Origin of the sequence: Pseudoalteromonas sp. SCSIO 43201 (assembly GCF_023716725.1) — a bacterium.
In the GTDB taxonomy this organism is placed as follows: domain Bacteria; phylum Pseudomonadota; class Gammaproteobacteria; order Enterobacterales; family Alteromonadaceae; genus Pseudoalteromonas; species Pseudoalteromonas peptidolytica.
In genome coordinates, this window is the sequence record NZ_CP072683.1 from 2108571 (window position 1) to 2132335 (window position 23765).

The 23765-nt window shown below is 40.0% G+C and carries 18 protein-coding genes; 3 read left to right on the forward strand and 15 right to left on the reverse strand.

Translation table 11 applies throughout. The features are described from left to right. Window positions 1–40: 40 nt before the first annotated feature. Window positions 41–1033: an NAD(P)H-quinone oxidoreductase gene (locus tag J8Z24_RS09090; protein WP_176032390.1), complete on the reverse strand. Its 993-nt coding sequence runs from the start codon at window positions 1031–1033 to the stop codon at window positions 41–43. After that, a complete protein-coding gene (locus tag J8Z24_RS09095) occupies window positions 1015–1395 on the reverse strand; it encodes a hypothetical protein (protein ID WP_252094551.1) in 381 nt (126 codons plus the stop codon). The genes J8Z24_RS09090 and J8Z24_RS09095 overlap by 19 nt, the downstream gene beginning before the upstream one ends. A 123-nt stretch (window positions 1396–1518) precedes the next feature. Here J8Z24_RS09095 and J8Z24_RS09100 point away from each other — a divergent pair, with 123 nt between their 5' ends. After that, the gene (locus tag J8Z24_RS09100) at window positions 1519–2355 is read left to right on the forward strand and encodes a hypothetical protein (RefSeq protein ID WP_252094552.1); all 837 of its coding nucleotides are present in this window, start codon (window positions 1519–1521) and stop codon (window positions 2353–2355) included. Window positions 2356–2360: 5 nt separating this feature from the next. Here J8Z24_RS09100 and J8Z24_RS09105 read toward each other — a convergent pair whose 3' ends face one another. The 5 genes from J8Z24_RS09105 to J8Z24_RS09125 form a co-directional block, all read right to left on the reverse strand. Next, the gene (locus J8Z24_RS09105; RefSeq protein ID WP_444428304.1) at window positions 2361–5054 is read right to left on the reverse strand and encodes an ATP-binding protein; all 2694 of its coding nucleotides are present in this window, start codon (window positions 5052–5054) and stop codon (window positions 2361–2363) included. 88 nt (window positions 5055–5142) lie between these two features. Then, window positions 5143–7380, reverse strand: a complete 2238-nt coding sequence (locus J8Z24_RS09110) for a TonB-dependent receptor (protein ID WP_252094553.1) — start codon at window positions 7378–7380, stop codon at window positions 5143–5145. A gap of 289 nt (window positions 7381–7669) precedes the next feature. Further along, the gene (locus J8Z24_RS09115; RefSeq protein WP_252094554.1) at window positions 7670–9910 is read right to left on the reverse strand and encodes an NAD(P)-binding protein; all 2241 of its coding nucleotides are present in this window, start codon (window positions 9908–9910) and stop codon (window positions 7670–7672) included. A gap of 100 nt (window positions 9911–10010) precedes the next feature. Further along, window positions 10011–10988, reverse strand: a complete 978-nt coding sequence (locus J8Z24_RS09120; protein ID WP_125252694.1) for an acetoacetate decarboxylase family protein — start codon at window positions 10986–10988, stop codon at window positions 10011–10013. Window positions 10989–11122: 134 nt separating this feature from the next. Continuing rightward, complete coding sequence (locus tag J8Z24_RS09125; RefSeq protein WP_147389901.1) at window positions 11123–11710, reverse strand: dienelactone hydrolase family protein; 588 nt, start codon at window positions 11708–11710, stop codon at window positions 11123–11125. A gap of 510 nt (window positions 11711–12220) precedes the next feature. On the opposite strand from J8Z24_RS09125, the gene J8Z24_RS09130 reads away from it, so the two are divergent. Continuing rightward, window positions 12221–13006 (forward strand): transporter substrate-binding domain-containing protein, encoded by a 786-nt coding sequence (locus tag J8Z24_RS09130; RefSeq protein ID WP_147389902.1) that lies wholly within the window; start codon window positions 12221–12223, stop codon window positions 13004–13006. Window positions 13007–13084: 78 nt separating this feature from the next. Here J8Z24_RS09130 and J8Z24_RS09135 read toward each other — a convergent pair whose 3' ends face one another. The 4 genes from J8Z24_RS09135 to J8Z24_RS09150 all read right to left on the reverse strand — a co-directional run bounded on the left by J8Z24_RS09135 (window position 13085) and on the right by J8Z24_RS09150 (window position 17590). After that, a complete protein-coding gene (locus tag J8Z24_RS09135; protein ID WP_125252691.1) occupies window positions 13085–13657 on the reverse strand; it encodes a YceI family protein in 573 nt (190 codons plus the stop codon). Between the two features lie 3 nt (window positions 13658–13660). Beyond that, a complete protein-coding gene (locus tag J8Z24_RS09140; protein ID WP_125252690.1) occupies window positions 13661–14236 on the reverse strand; it encodes a cytochrome b in 576 nt (191 codons plus the stop codon). A gap of 402 nt (window positions 14237–14638) precedes the next feature. Continuing rightward, on the reverse strand, window positions 14639–16021 hold the full coding sequence (ccoG, locus tag J8Z24_RS09145) for a cytochrome c oxidase accessory protein CcoG (protein WP_176032387.1): 1383 nt from the start codon (window positions 16019–16021) through the stop codon (window positions 14639–14641). 141 nt (window positions 16022–16162) lie between these two features. Then, a complete protein-coding gene (locus tag J8Z24_RS09150; RefSeq protein ID WP_147389904.1) occupies window positions 16163–17590 on the reverse strand; it encodes a sigma-54 interaction domain-containing protein in 1428 nt (475 codons plus the stop codon). A 150-nt stretch (window positions 17591–17740) separates the two neighbouring features. On the opposite strand from J8Z24_RS09150, the gene rsmF reads away from it, so the two are divergent. Next, window positions 17741–19180 carry a 16S rRNA (cytosine(1407)-C(5))-methyltransferase RsmF gene (gene rsmF, locus J8Z24_RS09155; RefSeq protein WP_176032386.1) on the forward strand — a complete coding sequence of 480 codons (1440 nt, stop codon included), beginning with the start codon at window positions 17741–17743 and terminating at the stop codon, window positions 19178–19180. Between the two features lie 454 nt (window positions 19181–19634). Here the strand turns inward: rsmF and J8Z24_RS09160 are convergent, their stop codons facing one another. The 4 genes from J8Z24_RS09160 to J8Z24_RS09175 form a co-directional block, all read right to left on the reverse strand. Continuing rightward, a complete protein-coding gene (locus J8Z24_RS09160; protein ID WP_176032385.1) occupies window positions 19635–20969 on the reverse strand; it encodes a sensor histidine kinase in 1335 nt (444 codons plus the stop codon). A gap of 129 nt (window positions 20970–21098) precedes the next feature. Next, entirely contained in the window at window positions 21099–21788 is a 690-nt protein-coding gene (locus J8Z24_RS09165) for a response regulator transcription factor (protein WP_045989012.1), read from the reverse strand. Between the two features lie 211 nt (window positions 21789–21999). Next, window positions 22000–22488, reverse strand: coding sequence for a hypothetical protein (locus tag J8Z24_RS09170; protein WP_176032384.1), 489 nt, complete (start codon window positions 22486–22488; stop codon window positions 22000–22002). Window positions 22489–22691: 203 nt separating this feature from the next. Beyond that, a complete protein-coding gene (locus J8Z24_RS09175) occupies window positions 22692–23504 on the reverse strand; it encodes a hypothetical protein (RefSeq protein ID WP_176032383.1) in 813 nt (270 codons plus the stop codon). Between the last annotated feature and the right edge of the window lie 261 nt (window positions 23505–23765).

A 23765-nucleotide genomic window follows, 5' to 3' on the forward strand; every position in this document is an offset into this window, starting at 1 on the left:
CTAACCCACACTTTGGCTATACGATAAAAGCTGATTGATATTAGCATACTCTTACAACGACTTTACCTCGATTCAGATTTTGCTCTAAAAGCTCATGTGCTTGTTCAATATCATCCCAGTGTAGAATTTTGTATATCGGGATCTGCATCTCAGGCTCTGCAAGTCGACTGCTAAACATGGAGGTAAAACTAGCAACTAATTCTGTTTTGTATGCGATTGAACGGTTCCGAAGTGTGCTACCGTGTAGATTAAATCTCTTTGCTAACACTTTTGCGAAGTCTAGCTCTGCGTATCTTCCACCCAGCATTGCCAATAAGATACAACGGCAGTCCATTGCAGCAACTTTTAGGTTGGCTTTAAGATAATCACCAGCTACGGGGTCTAGTATTACGTTTGCCTTTAAATTACGTCTTTTCATTTCTTCAGCAAAGTCAGACTCAGAATAGTTAATCGTATGATCTGCACCTAAGGAGATAGCATACTGGGCTTTCTCTTCACTGCTTTGGGTAGTTACCACTGTAGCACCAATATGTTTGGCGATCCGAATAGCTGCACTGCCAACTCCAGATGCTCCACCATGGCAAAGCAGCACATCATCTGCTTTTAATTGGCCTACTCTTATTAGCGCATCAAATGCCGTCAGGTATATCTCAGCGAGTCCTGCACTATAGCTATGACACATACCTGAGGGGACAGGGATAAGTAAAGCGGCCTCCGCAACCACATATTCTGCATAAGCACCACCTGAGGTTAAACAAAAGACATCTTTCCCCAACAAGTGTTCAAGTGCCCGATCAGCAACTTTAACTACAACACCTGACGCCTCCAAGCCTAATATTTCGCTATCCCCTTGAGGTGGCGGATATTTACCTTGACGTTGAAGAATATCGGCACGATTCACACCAAAAGCATGTACTTTGATTAAAACTTGAGTGCCCATGGGAGCTGGTGTATCCGTGTACTTATTTTGAAATTTGGAAGATGCGTGACAAATGTAACGCATCTTAGCTGGGATTAATCGACTTTTTTCCATACTTCCCTTTCAACAAACTTACCATCTTCATAAAGCTCATGATGCCACAGTTTCCCATCAACTTTATAGTTGAATGACATAGTTCTTCCTAGTAAAGAAGGAATATTCCCATACTCGTACGTTTCAATAAATTGATCGCCTTCTAGCTTATAGCTACCACCCCCCGCATGCTTAAACTCGCCTCGACTTTGAGTGATATAACTATGATGAGTTTCTGTGATAAGTTTGGTCGATGTTAATTCGGGAGCTTTTGCGGTGATACGGCCATTTGGCGTTGCATATTCCCCTTCGACAAATTCCCACGTCCCAAGTAGTGGGTTTGATAAGGCAGCAGTACTAACCATGAGTATAACTAATTTCATTAAATTTCCTTGGTTGATGTTTTGTATAGTTTTACACAATAGACTGTTCAGTTCAGTTGAGATAATCTCAACTGAACTATTCAAGTGAACCTGTGCGTTAGTGCTAACCAAAAAGCGATAAACATGAGATTTTATATTTTATTTGCGCTGGCCTGCATTACAAATAATGTAGGTGCAACACACATTGAATTAATGTATTCAAGCTGGGTAAGTAATACAGATCAGAAGCACATCAACACTTGGGTTTCGCACAGTATAGAGGCCACTGAAAAGACATTGGGCGCTTTGCAGCAAACCAAACTCAACATTACGGTTGAGCCTGTTTTCTTAGCTTCCGAGCCAGTACCTTGGGGGGCAATAAAGCGAGGGGAATATGACTCAGTGGAGTTACATGTTAAACGTTTCACTTCTAGTGAGGTATTACTTAAAGATTGGACTATTTATCATGAAGTTGCCCACCTCTATCATCCATTACTAGATTATCCTGACTTTTGGCTAGCCGAAGGGTTAGCCACTTACTTACAAAATATCATCATGCTTGACAATGCTGTGTTTGACATCGATGAATTTAACTTACGACTACGCTCGGGATTAAAGCGTGGCAGAGACAATACCAAGGCGGCACCAGGCACTTTATCATCTGTCAGCGAAAACATGTGGTCTTTGAACGCGCAGCAGCGAGTATACTGGAGTGGAGTCGCCTTTTTTATAGAGGCAGATTTGGCTCTATCTACAAAGGGGAAATCAGAGTCTGTCAGAACGTTGATTGCACAATTTCAACGCTGCTGCAAAATGACACACCCTTCAGGACAAAGGCACAGTGCTCAACTATTTATTGCACACCTTGATCGGCTATCTAAAACGACTATTTTTTCTAACCTTTATGCCAGTTACAAACTTAGACGCGATTTTCCAATCATAAGTTCATCTCAGCTAAATGCGCTCCAGCCACTGCGCTAGCATGTTCACGCTTGTTCACTTTTTTGTTTCCCAGATTCAATTGCGCGAGTCATCGCACCTAGCAAATCATGTAACTGGGTATCTATATTTTGTAACTGTTTATTTTTCAACTTTTCATCAAGTTGATGGGCAATTTTATGTATATCAATACAGTCAAACATGGCAGCCGTGCCTTTGATTGCATGTACCGTCTTCGCTAAGGCCTCGTAATCTTGATACTTAGCTTGGTTCTTAATTTGTATGATTTGTTCGTGTAATCCCGATACATATTGTTGTTTCAGCTGATTAAACTCAGCTTCTGGCAGGTCAAGCTCTTCTTCTACTTTAATATCCAGATAGTGCGCTATTTTTTGACTAAAGATAAGTCTATCAATTGGCTTTGCAAGGTGATCGCTAAAACCTAACTTCAAATAACGATCGATTTCATGCTGCATGGTGTTGGCGGTAAGTGCAATCACTGGTGTACTGCACCCTGTCGCTTGAATAAAGCTAAACGCTTGTTCACCATCCATAACCGGCATCTGAATATCAAGCAGAATAAGATCAAATTCATTGTCCAGCACCGCTTGTACTGCAAGTTGACCATTTTCCACAGCAGTAACTGATAATCCCATTCTTTCTAAGATCCGTTTGATTAACTTACTGTTATCGGTATTATCCTCCGCGAGTAACACCTCTCCTTTTAATGCCTGAGTAATTTCTTCTGGCACCTTGATATGCTCCCGTACATCCCCAATTTGTGCTAAGCTTTCTACCCACCTAGTTCTCTCCGTCGTATATAGCCCTAACGACAATGTAAATGCTGTGCCCGAGCCGACCTCACTTTCAACAAAAATATCTCCATCTAACTTATTCGCGAGACTCTTTGAAATGTTTAATCCAAGCCCAGTTCCTCCATACTTTCTTGAAGTAGAAGAATCAGCTTGGTAAAACGCACTAAATAACTCCTTTTGTTCATCTGCGGTCATTCCTATCCCAGTGTCACGCACCGTGATCAGTAACCTTTCATTTTGGCACGCAACATCGATTGAGATTTTCCCAACCGTGGTAAACTTCATGGCGTTAGAGGTTAAATTAAGCAAAATTTGGCGCAACCGCGTGGGGTCTATTACAACAAAATCAGGTAATGGGAAATGATAATTTAGTGCAAATTCCAACCCTTTATCTCTTATCTGCTTACCCAGTAGAGAGTCCACATGTGCAATCGCCTGAAAGAGATTAGATTCAACCAATTCAACTTCGAGTTTATTCGCTTCAATTTTAGACATGTCTAAAATATCATTTATCAAGCCTAAAACATGTCTCGAGTTTTGCAAAATAACTGATATTGCATGATTCCGCTCATGAGGTTTTATATCTCCAAGCATAATGCCATCGGCATAACCTATAATGGAAGTCATAGGAGTTCTAATTTCATGGCTCATATTTGCCAGAAAACGGCTTTTTGCCTCACTCGCATCTCTAAGTTCTGCAGCGACCTGTTCTAACTCATAAGTGCGCTTCAGAACTTTTGCTTCTAGGTTTTTGTTTAGCTCAATATTCTCCTCACTGGTGATCCTAAATTTATCAGCAACGGCAAAAGCCAATAAAAGTGCATCTAGTGCCGAGCCTATCAGCCCATACAAATACAAATTGCTTGATGACTCAGGAAGTAAACTGAGATTAGTAAAATTACCAATCATATTTGGCACAGCCATAGCAACATAAGCAAAAACAAAATAGCGTGCGGGTTGAAACCCTTCAGACCACCGCTTTACCCCAACAAATAAACCAAAACACATTGCAAGACCAGTCACTAAGGTTGCCCAAATAAAGCCAAACCCTGGAAAAAGAATGCAAAATGGTAAACCCAATGCAGCTATCACCCCTAACCAAATTGAAATTGAAACATAATTTGGATGGGCATCTTTAAGCTTTAATAGGTGTATGTAAAACAGTGCGTTAGTAAGCGGTGCAAGTGCAAAGCCCAACCAATGAAGATTAGCTGAATAAAACCCAAACAATTGGTCTGGTACGTGAAAAAAATGACTCCATGCAAACACCCAAACACAAGTAAATAGCGCGTAATAAAGGTGGGTAATATCTTTCGATCCGATATAAATAAGTAGATTATATAACCCCAGCACAATGCCAACCCCAAAGCAGAGTGTCATTATTAAGTTTTCATATACGATTTTGCGTTCAAAGTCCCTGAGCGGCTCAATAGTCAGCTTGACGGGTGTATAGAAGAAATCGCTCTCAAATAGAGTAATAATATAATATTCTTGGTTAGGCTCTAGATGAATTTGGTTTCCATAGTGAAATGCAAACTCGTTTTCGACCACACCGCCGGAAAATACACTGATAACAGATTGGGGCGTGTATATCCGAGACTCAATTTTGCTCAGCACGGTGTTGTAGGGGTATAACACAAACTCACTAAGTGGACTTTGATTCTTCACTTTAGTCACTAAAAAATACCGACCTGAAAATAAAGCTCTTTTCTCAAAGGGTTGTTGGGTGGATTCCCAAGTCTGTATCTCATCCCAATTCTGAGGAAACCGGGTGCTAGATGTTGCCTCATAGATGCGCCCAATATTGTGAAGGTTTTGATAATGCCAAGGTTGTGAAAGCGTCAACGATTTTTGATCAGCAAAACAGGCTCCCGAAAACCAAAAAATACAGAGCAAAATAGATAAAAAGCGCATGCTAACGGGCATCCCTTTTCTATGAGCAGCTTTCTTTTCACCTAATTTGCGCAATTTTATACCTCAAAAATCTAATTACTATTTTTCCACGAATTAAAACTTAAAAGTGGTAGGTAACATCAAGTCCAATTCTTCTTCCTTCCCCTTTAAAATCTTCAAGCATGCCTATAAAGCTACTTAAGTCGAAGATTAAATGACTATATTCTTTATCAAGAAGGTTTTTACCCCACACTCCCACTTGCCACTTATCATATTTGAACTGTAAATTAGCATTCCACAGAATATAACTCGGCTGAGAGGCGTATAGCGACTCATTTTGATCGAAATAGTATTCACTTTGATAATCAAAGCCAACTCTCGCTTTTACTCCGACAGAGTTCCAACTAAATTTATGCTCAGCATGGCCTGCAATATTCCATTTGGATGTGAAAGGGAGCCGATTGTCTGTTAAGGCAACTCCGAGTGGGTCCACAAATTCTTCAAAGTTAGCCTCTGGAATATAACCAACATCTAGTGAAACCTGAGTTTGTTTCGACACGCCCCAAGTGTTTTCTAGCTCAACTCCATAAATAGTCGACTTGCCCACGTTTTTTAATAGTTGATAAGGGGGCGCTCCAGGGATCTCTGAAGCTTGATTCATAAAAACCTGTTGATCTTTATAATCATAATAGAAAGCCGCAAAGTTAGTGCGTAGGTCAATCGGTTCGAACATTAACTTTGCGCCCAGCTCATGCGCAATCAGCTTTTCTGGTCCGTAGCTAGCTCGTAAAGCAGCCGAGCGAGACACCAAGAAACCACCATTGTATCCACCACTTTTAACCCCATTTGCAAGGCTATAATACAAGCTTTTAGTTGATTCGAGCTTATGGATCACGGAGAATTTACCTGATAGATTGGTATCCGATGTTTCACCTTGTATGTCGTATGAAGGAACTAAGATCCCAGCAGTGTTGTCGCCAAAAGGGATGTTCATGTAGGAAAAAGTATCGTAGTCGACTTTTTCATCACTATACCTCAAGCCCAATAATAGCGCGGTTTTCTCACTCAGCCTGTACTCATACTGACCAAAAATTGCATGCGAGGAGATCTCTATATCGTTATCATAGTAGAAAGTTGCTGCACTCGAGCCGTTTTCGGTTCCTCGTAAGTCGCGTAAAAGATCATTGTAGTTATCTTGGTAAATACGCTCTTCAAGTTGAAATAAACCCAGCGTTAAAAACCCACGTGAACTGCCTTGCTCATATCGCAGTTCATTAGTTAACTTTTCAGTTTTTAGCCCTAACTCTCCCTCGCATAGTGAAAAAATACTACCATCGCAATTAAACCCATGTATGCGATCCAACCGATTAAAAGCGCTCAAATATACAAGTTGCGACTGTTCAGCCAGTTGATAAGTTAACTCTCCGGTGACCCCTTTGCTCACGCTGTGATGTTGCTGATAGTTATTCACTCTTACAGCCCAAAAATCGTCGCTGCCGCTATTAAAGCCAAATAGATCGACACAATTACTGCTGCCAAGCTGTGAATAGGCACATCTCGTTCCATCAGCAGGGTTTGCGTAAATACCAATGTTACCAACTGGCTGTACCAAACCATTCCAATGACCATAATCAACCTTTATGAAAAGGCTAAAATCGTCAAATTCACCAAAATAACTTAACCGAGCATCATTTTGTTCCATACCAGCTTCAGGAAAGCGATCATCAAGATTGTATGTGGTGTAATCGTACTTTTTGTGGCTTCCGGCAAACCTCATCGCACTATCGTTAGTAAGACTCAGATTGATTACTGTCGAGGCACTTGAAAGTGAGTCAGAGCCAATCCCGGCGGTAAGATAAGCATAATCGCCATCCTCAGGACGCTTAGTCCTTAGCAAAATAGCACCACCTGTCGTGTTGCGCCCAAACAGCGTCCCTTGTGGCCCTTTCAATACCTCTATTTGCTCCATATCAAATAGATTAATGATTTGATTATTTGCAGAGCCAACAGAAATTCCATCAAGATATAAACCAATGGGAGAAGTATTCGCGGTGTTATAATCAACCAGCCCCACCCCTCTTATGTTTATCGCAGGTGGTGTACCCTCTGCCGCGTTTTGGCTAATTTTTACATTAGATACGAGGCTTCCAAGCTCAGTTGTGTCTTTCACCGCGGCATCTTTGATTAGACTGCCAAAAATAGGTTTGACGGCAATCGCAACATCATTAATGGATTGCTTTCTTTTCTGTGCATAGACTTCGATTATTTCGATATTTTCTGCTTTGGCACTTACCTCTGAAGAGATAGCAAAAAGTAACGCAAGAGTAACCGTGTTCATCAGCACATTTGAATGTGGCATAGTTTTAATCCCTAGCTATATCATGCAATTGCACTTTCAGTATAGCTGAATTAAAACGACCCCCAAGTAATTACACTTAATTAACCAGAAGCCTCGGTGTGCAACAAGCTAAGTTATTGTTTTTTAAATAGCTCCTTCCAGCGCTGTCTCATCTAAAAGTTTTACAGCGACCCCAACATCTTGGTATCAAGTACGGTAGTTTCCGTACCCGATAACCAAAGTTAAAACCTCACACTAATATCGTTATTTGAAATATCGAGTGGTCATGGGTCTCATTTTCCACCGCATATCAGTCAAATGGTGCAAACCCTTGCTCACCACTGATTTGCTCTGGATAACCTGTAATTGCTCTACTCGTTTGCATACCCGCCATTACAGCGGCCTCTACACACCCAGCATTCACTCCTGTTTTTATCCAATCCCCCGTCAGATAAAGATTACTAAATACAGTCTCATTCGTTGCTAGGCGGAACTTACTACTGCCAACCACGCTTAATACATATCGCTCACTAGGATCTACATTAACCCGCCAATATTGTGCGTCAAACCTTGTCGCGCCAGAAGTATTACCTCTATCAAACAACACGTTCCAGTCGAAGTCATCTCCATGGTAAGCTTCTGGCCAAAGTGGCTGCATCTGACTGGTTAACTTCTTTAAACCGTTTTCTTTTACTTCAGCTTTCATACGCTCGGGAAAATAATGATCTGATGGTGGCGGATAATTGGCACAGGTAAATGCACTACAAAAGTAAGCTATATTCCTCGGCTTTTGGTCTTGCCAATCCTCAACTTCAAGTAAATTAGACATCGCAGCCCATGTATCAAAAGGCTTCGAGAAAGCACTCAAAATTGGCCTTTCATCGCTTTGTGAAGGGTCATGAAAACCCAATTCACTGTCTGTTTTAGTCAACCATAGCTGCATCGCTTGCGTGGCTACTGTTTTAACATTTGTTGCTTGTTGCTTTAACTTTTCATCTTGATCCAATAAATTTTCACAAAGTGGCGAAAGTCCAGCCACAGATATTCCAAAAATAACTAAATCAAAATCTACAGCACGCTTTAGCGTTTTCCGCGGAAGTGGCTGTCCAAATGTGTGTTGGTATATCGACTCCCAATTGGACCAATAAGATTCCAAGTTCACCTCATGCTGTTGGATCAATTCAACTTGCTGTTGGTCAATTTGCCCCCAAATCGGTTCGCTTGGCCAACATGGCAAGTCTTTCACAGGCATTAATGGAGAATATGACTGCGCTGAATTTAATTTTACCTGTTCAATAATAGTGATTTCATCAACATAATTGCTTTCACCGCAAGTCACGCCTTTGAGCGCTTCAACTTGGTTGAAAAATTCGAATTTTACTCCTCTTGCTTTTAATAATTCGTATATGGGTGCAAAGATAATATCTCCCATACCAGCCTGCATTTTCCACATCACACCGCCGCGGTAACACAGCATAATTCTCAGCATAGCAAGAGAAGCGACTCCAGCTTCAACATTGGGCTTTTCAAAGTCACCATCCTCGTAGCCAAACACGAGGTCATAGAATCCCCTTACCGGAGCGGACTCTACAGACAGTGTTTCATTAGCACCATTACGCCTGAGCCATTGTTTAAAATCATATTTATCAATGTATCCAAAGCCTCTGGAATACACTTTATCGCGCAATAATCCGATAATCATAGCAATACCTAGGTCAAGACATATATATAAACGTCTTATGATCGGATTATCATCAATTAAGTCATTTACCTCTGATTTCAGCCAACGCCTAATTTTACGCACCATGTACCATACTACTAGGTGATCTTTCTTGTTTCCTAAACGATGGTCTGATCCTCTTACTGTTAAAAAAGCATCTAGTTGAGCAATCAATAATTTAGGAGTCGACAGCACTTCCTGAATTTGTTGCTCCGCGTCATCAAACAAACGCTTCGCTTTGTCCTCAATATCATCAAAGAAATTACTGACTTCCTGCCCTAAATGTGCCAATAAACTTTTATCTCTATTTTTTCTTGTTATGAGTTGTGTTGTTTTATGTGTCTTCACGACTTCATCTTCTATATCGTCAACCCATTTATGTAGCCACGCAGCAAGAAGTTTTAAAATCTGCCAAAAATGTAAATCCAATGTACCGTTTGCTGGATTGCCTGGGATAGTTGGAAAGTCAACAGACCAAGTCTGCCACTGCCTATCTATGTATTCTTGAAGTACAACCAAACTATGTGGTTTTAAGGCTTGCTCCCACGTGTGGATGGGCTTGTTACTTGGGCGAGCTAGTTTGTCATACACAGTCTCAATCATTCGAAACGAATTTACATAGGCACCAAACCACACATGTAGACCATGCTCTTCGATGCGCTCACCATGTTTTGGATTGCGTCCACTCGCACCTTTACCTCCTAACCGCCAGCCTTGCTGATATATTGTAATGTCATAGCGTTCTTGCCAGTTTTCTTGCTCTGTCATATATACAGCAGCTGTCATAGCAGAAACGCCGCCCCCAAGGATAGCCACTTTCTGTTTGTTCATAGTTATTCCATTCACGTAACATTAGTTTAATGCACTCAATAATGAGGCTTAGCAATACCGAGAGACCACTTAACAGACGTATATCGCTTTTGAGCTTCGATTATCTGCGTTGAGTTGTTATGCCTGAAGTCGTCGATACAATCTCCTCTACACCCGCTTGATCAAAATCCATTTTTACATAGTACGGAAGTTTTAATTCACTTTTACCGAGTGGGATGCCAAACATCTTGTTTAACGGAAATGAATCTAGGTGTTGAAGATCAAGATGCAGGTCATCCTTTATGAAGCCAATTTTATGAATTTTCTTTACTTCAGACGGTGAGTGTACCACAGCTGAATACACGGCTTTTTCACCATAACCATCAGGAATTTGTTTGAACAGGATTTGATCCATTTGTGGATGTGTGAACCCGGACAGAAACTGCTTCAAAAATTGGCTATCCACATCTAAATCACATACAGAAGCTTTAAAAAGGGTTGCTATTTCGTCACCAACTTCCAACACCTCTTTTAACCAAGATTCACCATCATCTTCTGGATAAATTGATAATAAGTCATGCCAATCCATCTTGGTGCTTGGGTTAAATGTTTTGAAGGTATCTAGAGAAAGAGAAAAGTGCAGTGGCTTGCCAAATTGCTCAGGCATTCGATAACGGCACAAGTATTTGTTGTAACCCCAAATCTCTCTGCCATTGATAAGTGCATTTATGTTATTCACCGCAATAAATGCTGGATACCAATAAAGGTGTTCAGCCTTTCGGGTCTCAAGACTGACCTTGAGTATCGGTAACCAAATAATAATATCCGTTTCCTGCATATATCCATAATCAGAAAACGGTGCCACTTTTGACGCAATATTTTCAATGTCAGTAAACGTTAGCAAACACCAATTAGTTAGTGCCTTGAATGTGAAATCACTACTTGGCACTGTATTTAATGTGCTATCGATATAAGCCTGAATTTTTGCTTTTTCACCTTCAACAAAAAAGCCATACATTTGCGCATTAAGCATTCGACAAGGAGGCTTTGCAATAGGATTACTATAAAAATGTCGATAGTCTGGTAACTCTGGATACATCTTACACTCCTTTAATATAATCAAGAAAAACATATAACTAGTGTCAGGTTTAGTTCCAAATCACCTATGCTTCAAGTCCAGGTAGCATAAAGTTGGCTACTGTGAGGGTGTTAACTCCCCAGTCTTCCAGCTGACTACAAAGTAACAGGTTCAGCCAACACTGGGGTTGAGCTAACCCGTCCTTCCCTTTGGCAAAAATATTGATAATGAGAATATGCGTAAGAATCAAAGTTAGTAGATAGCTTATTCATAAAACCATGTAAATATCTTGTCCTCACGCAACTTACTCCCTTTTTACACCGAAGCGTATCAATAACAGGCTCAACATCAAAATGTGGTTCAACTTGGGCAAAGAATATAGAAACATCACAATTAGGCTTATGCTGTAAGTGATTTCTCAGTTGACTTGGGTAAAAAGCAATCAGATGCTCGACCGAATTGACACTACTGAATTCAGATAAGGCAACCCAAGCAGCTGCGCCGCCTGCACTAAAGCCGATAATTAATTTTGGATTGAGAGCATCAATAGCTGCGACGACTTTTTCGGCAAAACGTTGATGGCCACATTGAGCTAAAAAAAATTGATAGCATTCAGCCTCTGTGACATTCGTTGGCTCCTCAACATAAGGTGAAAGTACCTTTACATCTCTACCAAGGCTATTAGCAAACCGATTAACATGCTCTGTGTGGCCAAATATGTCGGTTACAATCAGAATAGTCATAGATTTTCCTTATAATAATTTATCGTTATTGGTTTGACTGGCTTCCTTACCTTTTTGGTCTCATGATCGTCAAATTAGCTTGCAGTATGCAGAAATGGTTTACTTAAATAGCCCGTGTTGCGCCATAGTAGGCTCGCTACAAAAGCACACTCCCATTAGCTAACTAAAAAACGATTATAAAAACGAGATACTATCTTAGCTTGGTATAATATGCTTTATAAATCAGAACAGTAAAATAGGTCATGTACACAATAGGACATGTTAGCGCTAAACATTTTCAAAAGAGTTCGGCTACTTGCTACAACCATTCTAAAACGTCTATTTTCCCAAAACTAAGACTTTATTTAAAACTAGCACACCCCTCCCTACTGTAAACATTAAATACAAATTAAATATACATTAATTTAATCATCAATAACGCAGGTGATGCTAAGCTTAGTATATGCGCGTTAAGGGCTTTAAAGTTTGATTAAAATCATATTGTTTTTTCTCACAATAACATATGTCAGTATGAGTCATGCTAAGCAAATTACATGGATAGTCATCGACTTTGCGCCTTATTATATCCTTGCCGATCGATTAGAAGGCCAAGGAAGAGATGAATTACTAATTCAACTCATTCAACAATATATGCCTGACTATACCTTCAACTATAAGTTATATCCCGCTTCAAGAGCGATACACGAATTATCAAATGTTAATAACCAGTATTGTGTCATCTCTTTGTATAAAACCGCAGATCGTCAGCAGCACATCGCATTCAGTGACGAGTATTCGACCATCGGATTGTCAACATCAGTTGCGCTGCGCAAAGATGTCGCTCACGCTCTAGGTGTTAAAGATAAGGCCATCAACCTCGCTTCACTGGTGACAAAGCATAAGCTAAATGTAGGCATTGCGGCTAACCGCTCATTTGGTGATGAGCTCGACACATTGCTTACTAATTTACCCAATAAACAAGTGTCAATAAGACCAGGGCGTGATGCTCTGGCGAGCTTAACGGTCATGTTAATTAAAAAGCGCGTTGATGTGATATTGGGTTATCCAAGTGAGCATTACTATCATAAATTACATGTAGACAAACTTGATGAGTTAACTCAGGTTAGGCTTGACCTTACGTCTCAAATAACAACAGGATTTGCTGGGTGCAGTAAAAATGCGAAAGGTCAAGAAGATGCCGCGGCAATTAGTTTGGCTTTAGGGAATGTCCATAAAGACGAGCGCTACAGATTGACAATGTCTCGCTGGCTACCCGAGCAATTTAGACCTCAATTGGCAAGTGTTTTTAATAAGTGAAAACCGCTTAGCGTAGATAGCAAAGCGGTTTATGACATCATTACAAATGAATTAAATAAGACTAGCTCTTAGTTCGTATTATTTGCGGATCCCCTCCAAATGCAGTCCAATAGTCACGTGTGTGGAAGCTGGCCCCAAATCATAGTCAATGCCGTAATCTGCAAGTTTTAGCTGTGTTTCGCCTTCAAAACCAACTCGATAGCCTCCCCATGGATCTTGACCCTCTCCTACTTTTTTAACGTCAAAAGCTATCTCTTTGGTCACCCCATTTAATGTAAAAGTGCCAACAACGTTTGCGTGTGTTTGGTCACTAAACGTGATGGACTCACTTTTAAATATGGCCTTTGGATGTGCTTTCACGTTTAAAAAATCACTGCCTCGTAGGTGTTTATCACGCTCTGCATGATTTGAGTCAATAGAGGCTGTATCAATAACTACATTTATCTTTGAGGTATTTGGGTTTTTGGCATCATAACTAAACTCCCCCTCAAAGTTGTTAAAACGACCATGTAACCAACTATATCCCAAATGCTTAATCTTGAAATTAACAAACGCATGTGCGCCCTTGGTATCAATAGTATAATCAGCAGCACTGGCACTCACGGCCATTGTCAAAGCTGCAATACCAGCAGCTAAATATGGTGTTTTCATGTGTTATTCCTCATGTTTTTTTGGAGTCATAACCTTAATCATGCGCGCTAAGGTCTGATCTTTGTTTATAAAATGATGCTTTAAGGCGCCTAAGATGTGGATTAAAACGACAGCTATTAGCCCCCACGCAACGTATAAGTGAATAGTGCCCGCTATATCGCTTTGACGATCAAATAGCTCACCCGCACTTGCGACGGAAAACCAACCAAACACCTCTATACTTCTGCCATCAGAGGTCGAGATCAGGTATCCAGATAAAAATAAAGTAACTAAACCTAAGTACAAAACTAGATGAACACATCCCGCCAGAATGTTTTGTAGCCTTTGTAGAGGTGTTGCTGCGCTTAAAGGTTTAACCGCGGGATTTAACAACTTCCAGACCAAGCGCAGTAGTATCAATATGGACAGTAATATGCCAACGCTTTTATGAATGTACAGCGCATCCCGATAAAATGGATCATAATAGCTTAGCTCTACCATATATATGCCAAGGCAAAACATGCCGAATACTACAAAAGCACTGAGCCAATGAAATATGATGGCTATTACCCCATATCTTTGACGTGTATTTTTAAACATAATTTAGCTAATAAAACTCATTCTCAATAACATACATAGTAAACGCTAATAGTACGAAGAGAAATAGCGATATTTAGCGATTGGATGTGCATTTATGCACATATAAAAAAGCGCCCTACTAGAGGGCGCATTACGTCGGGGGAGTGTAATACCAGTTCGGCGTAATACAGCATCAGTATAAGAGAGTAAACCTGACTTAACTGGCACTAAAGGCACTCGCTAAAGAAGGACATAGCAAGACTTTTATGTGGCGGTTATAGGATTACTCACCTCAACTAGATTTCTGATTAGTCAAATTGGTATAGGGAAAATCAACACCTTGAGTGATTGTATTAGCCACACTTCGCAAATCTATCTAGCTTGTGTAGCTCATACAATCAGTACTCAATTCATTAAATCGTGCTAGTTTTTATAAAAATAGCTATCTTTTGTAATACTAATCGTTGCATCTTGTTGCGACTCAATCGTAAATTGAATTGGGAGCCGCTTACCTTTTAAGTCATAACCATCAGCTGTCACTGTTACTGGGATCAATGCCATATCTCCACCAGCAATGTGGGTTGTCATCGGTGCGGTCAATTTGGCATTTGGCAATCCTTTTAAACTTACCGTATACGTCAAGTCATGCTGTGTTTTATTTATCACACTCAAGGTATAAGGGTTCTCGACTAACCCTTCATAATTAACACGGTACAGTGCATTACGGTCACGGATCACTGATGCTTCTATCGGTGTACGATTGAATGCCCAAATTACCATAGTAACCATGATCAATACCGTGATCGCACCATAACCAACAATTTTTAGCCTAAATGGATTTGATTTTTTACCTGCTTGCTGGTGTTCGCTTTGATATTTAATCAGATCTGGTTGATAACCAAATTTATTCATCGTTTCATTACACGCGTCAATACACAACCCACAGTTTATACATTCATATTGCAAGCCATTACGAATATCTATACCAGCGGGGCAAACTTCAACACACAGGTTACAATCAACACAGTCACCTAACCCCTTTTGCTTTGGATCATCCTTACGTTTACGACGACCTCTGTTTTCACCACGCCCGCTATCATAAGTTACAACGAGTGTATCTTTATCAAACATAACGGATTGAAAGCGCGAGTATGGACATGCGACGGTACACATTTTTTCACGCAGAAAGCCCGCATTACCATAAGTACAAAATGCAAATAAAAATACCCAAAAGCAGGTAAGGCCACTCCACTGTAATGTAAACATGTCCAGATATAGCTCTTTTGCAGGAATAAAGTAAGCCATAAAGGAGGTGGCAGTGAATACTGAAATGAACAGCCATATAGCATGCTTAGCCGTTTTTTTAGCGATTTTTTTGCTATCCCAATCTGATTTATCAAGTTTTATTCTTTGGTTGCGAGTCCCCTCAACTCGATGTTCAACCCAAGTAAACATGAGCATCCAAATTGTTTGTGGGCATGTATAGCCGCACCAAACGCGTCCAAGCCATGTTGTGACAAAAAATAGCGCAAACGCACCCACCATGAAAATCCATGCCAAAATCATAAAGTCTTGTGGTAGGAAAGTGGCTCCGAAGATCTTAAACTGCTGAGTACCAAAATCGAGCAATATGGCCTGTTGCCCGTTATATGGGATCCAAGGAATAAGAACGAAAGTTAACATTAAGAACCAACCTAGGTTTCTCCTTATTTTTTGAAAAAACCCTTTTTGCTCTCTGACGTAAATTGGCCCCTCTTGCTTGTAGGGCTTAATGATCATGTCTTCTTCTTTGATATCAAACTTCATGTTATTTGCTACATTGGTAATACACAAAGTTCATATTGCAACTTTCAGACCAATCTGAAAGTTTATAAATAATTGATTATTAACAATTTTTAAAATCGAAAAAATATTAAATCGCGAAATATCACGAACAACCGCGAAATATCACGGATCTTTGCTAATTTTCAGCTTTTTCATTTTAGACCTTAGCGTACTTTCCGGTAAACCCAGCTTCTCTGCTGCGCCATTTGTGCCTGATATTTTCCAATTGCACATATCAAGTACCCTTGTAATATGTTCGGCTTCGGCTTGCGCGAGTGTTAATACACCATGCTCTGCTCTTGTTTGCTCAGATAGGTTGAGTGATTGAGATAAATCAAGCAACCGCCCCTTAGATAAAATAGCCTCTCTCTCTAGTATATTTTGTAACTCGCGAATATTTCCCGGCCAATCATAGCCTTGTAACGCATAGAGTGCTTTTTTAGAAATACCTTTTAGTTGCTTACCGAGCTTTTTATTGAGTTGCATAATGAGATTGTTTGCCAATACAGGGATATCTTCAATACGCTCACGTAGTGCAGGTACTCGAATAGGAAAAACATTTAAGCGATAATAGAGATCCATTCTAAAACTCCCCTCTTCAACCATCTGCCGCAGATCGCGGTTAGTCGCAGCAACAATACGGATATCAACTCGAATAGACTTACTCCCACCAACTCTTTCAAACTCGCGCTCTTGCAAAACTCTCAATAACTTACTTTGTGCTTCTAATGGTAATTCACCTATTTCATCTAAAAAGATTGTGCCCTTATCTGCCAGTTCAAACCGCCCTTTTCGTTTTTCATTGGCTCCAGTAAATGCCCCTTTTTCATGACCAAACAGCTCTGATTCTATTAATGTGGGAGAAAATGCAGCGCAATTCACTTTGACAAACGGCTGTGATGATCGCTCACTAAGGCGGTGTAAGTTTCTTGCAACTAGCTCCTTACCAGTACCATTTTCACCCAAAATCAATACTGTACTGTCGGTCTTACTCACTAACTCTAGCTGCGCTAACATAGCTTGAAATATATCGCTGTTACCGACTAATCCAGAGTCTTGCCAATTTTCATTTAAGGTTTCTAACAAGTAAGCATTTTCATCTTTGAGCTGCTCGGTAAGTACTTGAACTTTATTTAATGCCTCGCGTAATGCGTTTTCCGTATTGTGCTGCTGTGAAACATCGCGAAATATCGCGACTGCTCCTATAATTTGTTTATCTTTATATATAGGCGTAGACGTATACTCCACAGGAAAACAACTACCATCCTTTCGCCAAAACACCTCATGCTGTACTTGGCGTGTTTTACCATCAAACATCGTTTTATATATTTTACATTCATCTGCGGGATACTCACTGCCATCAGCGTGACTATGATGATGGTATTGATGGATCTTTTTGCCCAGCAATTCGGCACTTTGCCAGCCCGTCATCCGCTCCGCTGCGGGATTAACAAACACTGCGTTTCCAGATAAATCAAAACCATAGATCCCTTCCCCCACTGCATTCAACAGTAGTTTGGGATCAGCCAAAAAATGTTTAATAATAGACATACAAAACCTCGCGATATTTCGCGAACATTCTATCTCTATTTGCAAGTGATGTCAGCCAGTTGTTCAAAAACGCCTACATAGGTAACAAATCTGCATTTTTCCAAGCTAATTGGTATAAAATAGTGAAAAACTTACAACCTGAGTTTACTCGTGGACAAAACAACTTATATTCCTAACGACTTCATAGATGATGTAAAAACTTATCTTCCTGCGCACCTGAGTATTGATGATTTTATTGCTACCTGTCAGTCACCGCTGCGTCGAGCAATCAGAGTGAACACATTGAAAATGTCTATCACTGAATTTTTGCAATATTGTCGCGAGAACGACTGGCATGCTCAGCCTATCCCATGGTGTGAAGAAGGCTTTTGGATAACAAGAAGTGATATAGAAGAAGCGAAATTGGCGATTGGTAATACAGATATTCATTTGAGTGGTTGTATCTATGTTCAAGAAGCCAGCTCGATGTTACCGCCAACAGCGCTCAAAACCACGATTACTGACAATGATATCAATCTCGATATGGCCTCAGCACCAGGTTCAAAAACGTCACAACTTGCAGCATATATGGGCGGACATGGGGTGTTAGTCGCCAATGAACTATCTTCATCACGTTTAAAAGCGCTTGCGGCCAATATGAAACGCATGGGAATACACAATGTTGCCTTATCTCATTTTGATGGCTGTATTTTCGGTGACTATATGTACGAATGTTTCGACAATATTTTACTGGATGCACCATGCTCAGGTGAAGGGACTGTACGAAAAGACCCTAATGCACTAAAAAATTGGTCTATTGAGTCTAATGTTGAAATTGCGGCCGTACAAAAACAACTGATTGATAGTGCGTTTCAGGCATTAAAGCCAGGTGGTAGTCTTGTCTACTCGACATGCACATTAACGCCCTTAGAAAATCAACAAGTTTGTCAATATCTAGTAGACAGTTACCCCGACGCTGTATCAATAGAGAGTCTAGCAACGTTATTCGAAGGCGCTGAAGATGCTGTGACACCCGAGGGGTATCTGCACGTCTGGCCTCAAGTTTATGATAGCGAAGGTTTCTTTATTGCCAAATTTACGAAGATCATGAGTGTTCCTGCAAAGGATCCGAAACAAAAAAAAGGCGTATTTCCTTTTAACCCCGTTGATAAAAAAACCGCTCAAACCTTTTCCAGTGTTTTAAAGAAGCAATTTGGTATCAGCGAGCTTCAAGGTACATTAATGGCAAGAGACAAAGAAGTATGGCTCTTTCCCAATGGTTTTGATGCAATTCAAGCTCGGATAAAATATGCTCGTATCGGTATTTTAGTGGGTACGACTCACAAAAATGGGATAAGGCTAGAACACGAATTTGCCACCGCATTTGGCCATCTTGCAACGCAAAACATACTTGAACTAACAAAAACTCAAGCCAGAGATTATTTCAACGGCAAAGACATCCGTTTAGATACAACAACAACCCTGACCGGAGAAGTCGTACTAATGCTATGTGGCAGTGCCATTGGACTGGGTAAATGGCAAAAAAACAAAGTGAAAAATAGTTTACCGCGTGATTTGATTAAAGACGACCTGTTAATAACTTGGGTATAACCTGAATATACCCTTTTGATATTTTTAATATCGATTAAGAATATCACAGGTAACACTATGTTTTTTATAAATTTAATAAATAGTTCATTTATTTGTAAAAACGCTGAAAGGTTAACTAAACTTAACGTTACTTTCTACTTCTCCCTAAAGTCTTAGAAGGTGTTTTTAGTTAGCGCACGGCTCAACCTTGAGCCTTTCCCTAAGCCCAGAGCTTGCAGGTAAGTCTCTGGGCGTTTTTTCTAAAAATAAGGTTTCGCTTAGCATAAAACCTTTTCATACCGTGCTTCTTCGAGCTGTGATGGTAGATTTAATTACTACCAAAATAAAGACTATGGAAGGTATGATCCAAGTATAGGGCTTGTAAATTTGACGCTGTCTATATCACGGGATCTAAAGATTATCATAGGTACGTTTGTGAAAGTGACGAGCATAAAACAGCCTAAATAGTTTTGCCTTACTTGCCCGAACATTCAAACTCTAAATCAGATATAGTAACGGAGACTACCAGCCCTGAGTCATATCGTTTATTTTCTATATGAACTGTTCCACCTAAACGGTTTGAAACAGTATTTACTATCGCAAGACCCAATCCAAAGCCACCGCTTGATTTACTTCTGCTAGAATCTAGCCTTGAAAATGGCATTAAAATATGAGCAATTGAGTCTTCTGGGATCCCTGGGCCATCATCCTCGACTACAAAGCTAATCAGGCTGTCTACTTGAGCAAGCGTTACTTTTATCTGAGTCCTAGTGTATCTAATTGCATTGGATATTAGATTATCCACTATCAATTCAAAATAAAGCGGTATGCCCTTTAATTTGATTTCATCTGATATTTTACAGTCAAAGTGGATGTGCTGGTTATTTCCTATAAAAAATCTAATCCTCTCTTTAATGATATTAGAGAAATCACAAATTGAGAGCCGCTCATTACTCTGCGAGCTTGACACACGTGCTAGTGTAAGAATGTTGAGCGACAAACCTTCTAGCTCATTAGCGTAACGCTTTAGTTGAAAGAAAGCAGTATCATCTTCTAGAAAAGCATGTTTACGAGTAATCACCTCTATCGCAAGTGCAAGGCCATTGAGAGGATTTCTCAATTCATGAGACATGGCGTAGGACATTACCTGCTGCTCTTCCATCATCTGCTGAATATCCTCAGCCATTTTATTCATCGTCTGTGCAAGTGAGAAAAGCGGCTCTGGTACTTGAGCTTGAATGCGTGTTTGAAGCTTACCTGCACGCCAGTCATGACTGGCAAGCTCTATTGGCTTAAGTATCCGTTTCAACCATAGCAGTAACAACATAAGTATTAGTGCAAGTGCTGAGATCCCAGCAATCAGTACCGTAAGCTGGAATCTTGCGTAAAGCATTTCTTCTTGTTGATGAAATTCCTCTTCCTTTTTCTGAAACTCAGTAAGTAAATGAGGCTCTTGAGCCGTACTAATTTCTCTAATCACGAGCGAACGATTTGAAATTACTCGTGTTTGAATTGCTACAAGTACGTCCAGCTCATCGCTAGTATATACCTCTACCCCTTCTAGCGTTTCTAAATAGGTCAATTTACGCTTGTACTCTTGCAGATTGTCATCATCAAGAAAACAAACATAAAAACCATGACCATCAATGTCATAGTTCCATTTACTTTGAGAGAACGCGACCGGATCATGCTCTTGTAATACCTCAACTGATATCTTTTGTATGTCGATAACAAAAGCCTTTGTGGCATATTTTTCATCTACACTTGTAAAATAGCAGATGGTAATAAGTAAAATGCTGATCAGAGCCAATAAGATCCAAAAAAAGAAATGCCAGAATATATGTATGCGCCTATTCAACCTAATACACCTTCAATAACGCCAATTAAATTTATTACCCCATAAACTTGAAAGAGGCATATCTAACTTATGGTCTTAACGCTATGTCTTTGCGAGCATATAGCCTTTATTTCTCACTGTAACAATGATCGAATCGCCGATTAGCGCTGTGGAGAGTTTTTTTCTGAGACTTGATACCCGCATGTCTATTGAGCGGTCTTGAGCATCACATTCAATACCTCTTGCCAACATAGAACATTGATCACGAGATACTGTGCTACCAGCATTTTCTGCAAGGAGGTGTAATACATCAAACTCTGCGGAAGTTAAATCGAGTACTTGCCCTGAGCTTAAAGTCACTATTCTTTGATCCGGGAAAATATTCAACCCGCTTACTGAAAGGCACCGACCAACCTCTTTGTTCACCTCGTTTAGCCGCCTTAAAATAGAACTGATACGTGCAATTAAAACAAGAGGCTTTAATGGTTTTAGTATGTAGTCGTCTGCACCGGCTTTGAGTAGCGCAACCTCAGAAATATCATTATCCTGGCCCGTTAGCACTATCACTGCGCCTTGATAAAAGCACCGCAACTCTTTACATATCTCAAGACCTGATTTACCCGGTAACATCAAGTCTAATAAAATCACATTAGGAGTATGCACTCTAGCTTGTGCAATAGCCTCCTCACCATCAGTGCAAATTTTACACTGATATCCTTCTGACTCTAATAACATGGCGGTCAATTCAGCCATTTCAAAGTCATCTTCAACAATCAAGATAGAAGTATTCATAATGTTTCCCGTGTTCTAATTTTCTTGAGGGTCTGTGATGGGCAGCGTGAGCCTTTACCAGGTTGCCGCATAATTGAATTGTTGATAGCACGTTTAGAAATGAGTGAAATATTAGCTATGAGCAAATACAAAGCATTGCAACATTCAGCTAGCCCCTTAAAAATAAATCTCACATCATGCTCAAGACTAATAACCGCTCCCCAAACATCACTCATTTAGTAGCAGACGACCTAAAAACGGTAATGAAAAGATTGGGTTTAAATATCATAGCAAAGCTAATCATTGACTGAAGTACACTTCCTGATATCCAAAAGCTGTCAGCTGCAGTACTCGAAATTGCACTAAAAAACGCAAAGTATATTTCACTTGGTAATGTACTAACACAATCAACTAAGAAATACAGCCCGACAAGCTGGATCAAAAATGCTTCTGCATTTTTATTAAACGGTTTTGCGTCTACATCATCAATATGCTGTGCTATCTTGCCTGAAATCTTAAAAATAAAATAAGCACAGATAAGGCCACTTAAGATAGAGGAAGAAACCACAGCTAAATACGCAAAGCCGTCGTTGCCGGTTACTTCGTCTACTCCACTGGTTAAAAAATAACTAATGATTCCGGGCATGTTCATGCATACCTGGATCAGCATCCATATTGCCACCACCCGCAGTGATAGCGCTGTCAGTTGTTTGGTATTCATATAGTTGTCCACTTTAAAGTGCTAAGTTGAATAGCTTTCTACGAAGGAGTATGACTTTTTATGCTTGAATGTAGGGATAAGATGAGTAACTTAGCGTCAGTGCTCGCGCTTAGCTACTCTTCAATCTCTATCATAGTAAAAGGCTAATCTTTGATTACATGTAAGTACAATCAACTAGCTCTTATCCTATTCAAATCTAAAACTTAGAATGAGTCTTTACTAATGAGTGTACTAATAATGCTGTTCTCGTGGTCTGTTGCCAATAGCAGTGTATAACGGTGATTAAGGATAAATTTATAATCTATCACAACACTATTTGAACCTGACTTTGCAGTTAGCGACACCAGTTCTGAATTATTTTTGCACGAAACAATATGGTGAATATCGGAGTCACCAGGCACTAAGTTTGCACTTTGGCCATCAGCACATTTACCCTCCAAATTCAATGTTGCATTTTCTGATAAATCGAACGCATCTATCACAATAGCGCTTTGTGAGGATGGCTCAAAATTGGTATGAATAAGCGACTGAGATAGCTCGGTTTCACCGTTGTGATACGTGACCAAAAGAGTAGATGTATCATCGATTTGTTCGTTAAAGGCTGTGCTAAAGCCCGACGTGAGTTGCTCTTTATTGTTTGCGTTGTTTGCTGTCACGCTGACTTTATTTTGGCCAGGAAAGCCTAAGGTGAACTTTACTGTTTCATTTACTTTAGGTAAAAACACACCACCTGATGTAACGTATGGCATGATACTATACGTAGTCCGCTTAACTTCAGTATGAGAGCCGCCCACTGACTTCACATAGTGGTAGTTATGGTCTAATTCAATGTTCGTCATATTGATGGCGGTAATACCTAGGATGCTCTCAGTCACGTTCACCGTGTTATCAGTGGTCGTATCAACTCCCGATTTCACATCCACCTCTTCAACTTTTTTATTTTTATCGCTGCCGCCACCGCAGCCTGCAAGAGTAGTAAGTAGTATAAGGCACGACGCAGTAATATGTATTTTCATTAATCCCTCTTTTTGTAATATTTTATCTAATGCAACATTTGCATTAAATCATATTGTAAATAGCACAACTGTTATAAAGTGTTATAAATAGTTTGAATTTAGAGCAAAAAGCTCAATTAAATAATTCAACCAGTTGGTTCTTAATGGAAAGTTAAATTCCCAGCCATGTTAAAAGTGGTAATATTTTATATTTATGATTCAGAGTTCAAAGTAATTCCAGCTATTGAGCACTCAAAGTGTAACTCCCCCAAAAAGTTCACA